5 protein-coding genes are annotated in these 5,314 nt (G+C 50.2%); all 5 read left to right on the plus strand.

What is annotated here, in order from left to right:
- Positions 1 to 228 precede the first annotated feature (228 nt).
- Positions 229 to 1,113, plus strand: a complete 885-nt coding sequence (locus FJZ26_03805; GenBank protein ID MBM3229531.1) for an acetaldehyde dehydrogenase (acetylating) — start codon at positions 229 to 231, stop codon at positions 1,111 to 1,113.
- A gap of 25 nt (positions 1,114 to 1,138) precedes the next feature.
- Positions 1,139 to 2,155: a 4-hydroxy-2-oxovalerate aldolase gene (gene dmpG / locus FJZ26_03810; GenBank protein ID MBM3229532.1), complete on the plus strand. Its 1,017-nt coding sequence runs from the start codon at positions 1,139 to 1,141 to the stop codon at positions 2,153 to 2,155.
- A gap of 61 nt (positions 2,156 to 2,216) precedes the next feature.
- Positions 2,217 to 4,034 carry a thiamine pyrophosphate-binding protein gene (locus FJZ26_03815; GenBank protein ID MBM3229533.1) on the plus strand — a complete coding sequence of 606 codons (1,818 nt, stop codon included), beginning with the start codon at positions 2,217 to 2,219 and terminating at the stop codon, positions 4,032 to 4,034.
- Positions 4,035 to 4,084: 50 nt separating this feature from the next.
- On the plus strand, positions 4,085 to 4,984 hold the full coding sequence (locus FJZ26_03820; protein MBM3229534.1) for an NAD-dependent epimerase/dehydratase family protein: 900 nt from the start codon (positions 4,085 to 4,087) through the stop codon (positions 4,982 to 4,984).
- A partial coding sequence (locus FJZ26_03825; protein ID MBM3229535.1) for a dTDP-4-keto-6-deoxy-D-glucose epimerase occupies positions 4,927 to 5,314 on the plus strand: 388 nt, incomplete at its 3' end. The genes FJZ26_03820 and FJZ26_03825, both read left to right, overlap by 58 nt.

Consider the following 5,314-nt stretch of genomic DNA (forward strand, 5'->3'; position numbering starts at 1 on the left):
TGGCTTGGTTGTTTTTGCTGGCTTGGTTGTTTTGGCGTGCTTGGTTGTTTTGGCTGGCTTTGCTTTTTTGGCTGGCTTGGTTGTTTTTGCTGGCTTGGTTGTTTTGCCAAGGGCAAAGCTATGCTTAAAAACTTACATGGGGAAAGTTGTAGTCTTTTAAAAATTCCTGCAACCCCTACTGGCGTAAATGCGCAAACGGGCTTGCATCGGTTTTGGCAGGGCAAGGAAATGGAAAAGCTGAAAGTTGCGATTTTAGGGACAGGAAACATAGGCTCAGACCTTCTTGCAAAAGTCATGCGCTCAAAATACCTTGAGTGCGCATTGTTTGTTGGCCAGAACAATGACTCTGAAGGGATGAAAAAAGCGCAGGCGCTTGGCATTAAAACCTCGGACCAGTCCATTGGGGCCATAGAGCAAAACCCCGGGTGTTGCAGCATTGTGTTTGATGCCACAAGCGCGCCTGCGCACATGAAGCATGCCCCGATACTTGAAAGGCTTGGCAAATTCACACTTGACCTGACCCCTGCAAAGACGGGCAAGATGTGCATACCCATACTCAACCTTGAGCAGTGCCTTGGGTGCAGCGACGTGAATATGGTGTCGTGCGGCGGCCAGTCTTCAATTCCAGTTGCATATGCGCTTGCGCAAAGCTGCCCAAAAGTCGGATACATAGAGCTTGCCACAAGCATTGCCTCAAAGTCTGCGGGTCCAGGGACCAGGATAAATCTGGACGAGTATATTGAAACGACTCGAAAGGGCATTGAGGTTTTTACAGGCGTGAAGAGGGCAAAGGCGATATTGAACTTGAACCCTGCGGTGCCGCCAATAGACATGCACAACACGCTTTACATGGAAATGGACAACAAGCCTGACATGGAAACAATCAGGAAAAACGTTGTTGAAATGATTGGCAGGATGCAAAAGTTCACGCCAGGAATAAAGCTTGTTGCAGGGCCGGTTTGGGAGGAAGGGCGCGTGACTGTGATTACAGACATAGTCGGAGCCGGGGATTTTCTTCCAAGATATGCAGGCAACTTGGACATCATGACATGCGCAGCAGTTGCGGTTGCGGAGGAGTATGCAAAAAAGGCCGCAAGCGAAAAAGGCCAATGATGGGCGGCCAGGAAGGGTAGGTTGTATGAGACAGATTCTTGTGATTGACTCGACATTGAGGGACGGCTCCCATGCGATTAGGCACAGGTTTACAGCACAGCACGTCAAGGAGTATGCAGCTGCGGCAGAATCGGCAGGGGTAAAGCTGCTTGTTGTTGGCCATGGAAACGGCCTTGGCGCCTCCTCGCTTCAGATTGGGAAAAGCCTGCTTTCAGACCTTGATTATATCTCGATTGCAAAAAAGGAGCTTAAGAACACAAGGCTTGGGGTGCTTATTGTCCCCGGATTTGGCACGATTAATGACGACCTTGAGCCGGCCCTTGACGCAGGGGCGCAAACAGTTTTTGTCACATGCCACTGCACCGAGGCAGACATTACGCAGCGGCACATAGAGTATGTTAGCAGCCGGGGAAAGCAGGCAATAGGAGTGCTTATGATGACCCATATGCTTGATGGGGAGGGGCTTTTAGAGCAGGCAAAAAAGATGGAGCAGTACGGAGCTGATGCAGTGCTTTTGATGGATTCGGCCGGCGCCACGCTGCCTAACGAAGTGCGCCAGAAGGTTTCAGCACTAGTAAAAGGGCTTGGGATTGAAGTTGGCTACCATGCGCACAACAACCTTGGCATGGCTGTCGCAAATTCGCTTGCAGCAGTCGATTCAGGCGCAACCATTGTTGACACTACAATGAGGGGGTTTGGGGCAGGGGCTGGCAACTGCGCCCTTGAAGTCATTACAGCAGTATTGCACAAGTCCGGCTACTCAACCGGAATGGACGAATTCAGGCTGATGGACATAAGCGACAGGATTGTCACAAAATTCATGGACAAGCCAATAGAGATTGACGGCGTGAGGCTGACAAGCGGGATTGCGGGGGTATTCTCCGGATTTGCACCTGTTGCACAGAAAGTCGGGGCGCAATTTGGCGTTGACCCAAAACAGATACTTGTAGAGCTTGGGAAAAGGAAGATTGTGGCAGGGCAGGAGGATTATATAACGGAAGTTGCACTTGAGCTTTCAAAGAAAAGCAAGAAAGACGGATAGAGTGGGAAATAAGAGGGGAGAAGAGGGAAGGGAAGCGGGAAGAATTAGTGGTGCTTGGTTTATGGAGGGAAAAGGCGGCAGGGGGCTTGTACGGGTAGCTGATTACATCGCAGGCTTTGTGGCTGCGCAAAAAGCAAGCAAGGTCTTCATGGTGGTCGGCGGCTTTAGCATGCACCTGACTGATGCGATTTCAAGGCAGCAGGGAGTGGAGTATGTCTGCATGCACCACGAGCAGGCGTGCGTCATGGCAGCCGAAGGGTATGCAAGGGAAACTGGGGGCATGGGGGTCGCCTGCGTCACAGCAGGCCCCGGAATGACAAACACGCTGACAGGGGTCATTAGCGCGCACTTTGACTCAAGTCCTGTAATGGTGATTGCAGGACAGACCAAGGCAAGTGTCGTGAAGGCACAGGGCATCAGGCAGTACGGGGTGCAGGGTTTTGACAGCCTGCCATTATTCAAAACTGTCGCAAAGTATGCAGTGATGATTGAGGACCCAAATTCAGTCAGGTACCACATGGAAAAGGCGGCGCACCTTGCAAGAAGCGGCAGGCCTGGGGTTGTCTGGATTGAGGTGCCCCTTGACGTTCAGCCAGTGATGGTTGACCCTGAAACACTTGCAGGGTATGTCCCAGATGATGAAGGCAAGGAATATGCCCGGGAAGTTGAAAAAAAACTCCCGCAGGCACTTGAACTGCTCAGCGGCTCCAAGCGTCCGCTGTTTTTGTTTGGAAACGGAGTGAGATTGTCCGGGTGCGCAAAAAAGGCGATTGAGGCGGCACAAGCGATGCATGTGCCGTTTCTGACTTCAAGGCTGAACATAGACATGGTTGAATCCGACCACCGGCTTTATGTTGGAAGGCCAGGAACATACGGGCAGCGGGCCGCTAATTTTGCGGTGCAGGGATGCGACCTTCTCATTGTTGTTGGCTGCAGGCTGAGCATGTCGCTGACAGGATACGGCTTTAGGGATTTTGCAAAAAACGCGAAAAAAATCTATGTCGATGTGGACGAATTTGAGCTTGCAAAGCCAAGCATGGATTCAGGCGGCCTGAAGATACGGTCGGATGCGGCAATTTTCCTTGAGGGGCTTTTAAGGCAGGCAAAAAATATGCCATGGCCTGCCCGCGAAAAGTGGCTTGCAAAGTGCGCAGGCTGGAAAAGGGACTATCCGACTGTGCTTGAGGAGTATATGGATGATGGCAAGGGGATAAACTCTTACCTGTTCACAAAGCGCCTGTCAGACCAGATGGGGAAGGATGATACGATTGTAGTGGATACAAGCTCGTCGTTCCATGTTGTGGCGCAGGCCTTTGAAGTGAAGCGCGGGCAAAAATACATTACAACAGGCGGCCTTTCCACAATGGGCTACGGGCTTCCTGCCGCAATAGGTGCGGCAAGCGCCAAAAAAAGCGGCAGGGTTGTCGCAATAATCGGCGATGGCTGCCTGCAGATGAACATACAGGAGCTGCAAACACTTGTCCATCACAAGCTGCCTGTGAAAATTTTCATCTGGACAAACAACGGCTATCTTCTTATTCGCCACACGCAGCGCAATTTCCAGGACGGGAGGCTGGTTGGCGAAAGCCCCAAGACTGGGATGAGCTGCCCTGACACGCAAAAAATTGCCAAGGCTTACGGCATAAAATCTATTATTGTCTCAAAAATCTCCGGGCTTGACGATGCCATTAAAGAGGCGCTTGAATCCCCAGGCCATGTCATATGCGAAGTAATTTCACCTGAAGACCAGCTTGTGATTCCTAGGGTGGCCTCTGAAAAACTTGCGGATGGGACAATGGTCTCAAAACCGTTTGACGACATGTTCCCGTTCCTTGACAGGCAGACATATATTAAAGAGACAACATTCCAAGATGATTGACTTTTGCGCAGGATTTGAGCGAGGTAGGCTGAAAGACGGTTGTGGATTACATGGGTAAAAAAAGCGTATTTCTGACTGGCGCAGGCGGGTTTATTGGCAGGAACATAACCGAGCAGCTTGGCAAAAAGTATGACATTACAGGCCCAAGCCACAGCGCACTTGAGCTTACTGACGCTGCCGCAGTTGAAAAATTCATTAAGTCAAACGATTTTGATATTGTCATACATGCTGCAAACACGGGGGGCACAAGAAAAACAGTGCAGATGCAAAATGTTGTTGAGGCGAACCTCAAGTCGTTTTTCAATATTGCAAGGTGCGCAAGCAGGTTTGGGAAGCTGGTACAGATTGGAAGCGGGGCTGAGTACGACAAAACAAGGCAGCTTGTCAGCGTCGGCGAAGGCGAATTTGACAGGATTGTGCCCTCAGACCAGTACGGGTTTTACAAATACGTGTGCGCAAGGCACATACAAAAATCCGAAAACATGGTTGATTTGAGGGTGTTTGGCTGCTATGGCAAATACGAGGACTATGAGATACGCTTTATCTCAAATTCAATTTGCAGGAAGCTGTTTGGCCTTCCAGTAAAAATCTCAAACAGGAATGTGGTGTTCAGCTACCTGCACGTTGACGACCTTGTAAAGGTGATAGACCACTTTGCCTCAAGCCATGACGCAGGCCTTGAAGAAAAGTTCTACAATGTCACACCTGACGAGAAAAACGACCTTGTTGGAATCGGCAGGGCAATCAACACGGTGGCAGGCGGCAGCCAGCAAATTGAGGTGGCAAATCCCGGGCTTGGAAACGAGTACAGTGGTGACAACACAAGACTGAAAAGCCTGATGAAGGGGCTGAAGTTCAAAAGCATGGAGCAGGGGATAAAAGAGCTTCACGGATGGTATTTGCAAAACAGGGGGCAAATAGAAAAAAGCAGGGTTTCAAAGGATTGGTAGGGAAACGTTTGAAGCAGGATTATGAACGCGGGTGCACGGACCGGAATGATACTATGGGGAAAATAGAAATCGAGCCCCTTGGGCTTGTTGGGGCAAAGCTTCTAAGGGCATTTGCGGCGCAGGATGAAAGGGGAGATTTTACAAAAATATTTGACAACCAGGTTCTAGGAAGCCTTGGCTTTGAGGCAAAAGAGGTTTTCCTTTCAACAAACAGGCTTGGCGTTATCAGGGGGCTTCATTACCAGAACCCAAACCCCCAGGCAAAAGTCGTCTTTTGCACGCGTGGGCAAGTTTGGGACGTGATTGCTGACTTGAGAAAAAGTTCCACAA

Source organism: Candidatus Parvarchaeota archaeon (assembly GCA_016866895.1).
Classification (GTDB): Archaea; Micrarchaeota; Micrarchaeia; order Anstonellales; family VGKX01; genus VGKX01.

Bases quoted from the DNA above. Each gene is read 5' to 3' on its own strand.
- FJZ26_03805 (MBM3229531.1), top strand. From the start codon at position 229: ATGGAAAAGCTGAAAGTTGCGATTTTAGGGACAGGAAACATAGGCTCA.
- dmpG (MBM3229532.1), top strand. From the start codon at position 1,139: ATGAGACAGATTCTTGTGATTGACTCGACATTGAGGGACGGCTCCCAT.
- FJZ26_03815 (MBM3229533.1), top strand. From the start codon at position 2,217: ATGGAGGGAAAAGGCGGCAGGGGGCTTGTACGGGTAGCTGATTACATC.
- FJZ26_03820 (MBM3229534.1), top strand. From the start codon at position 4,085: ATGGGTAAAAAAAGCGTATTTCTGACTGGCGCAGGCGGGTTTATTGGC.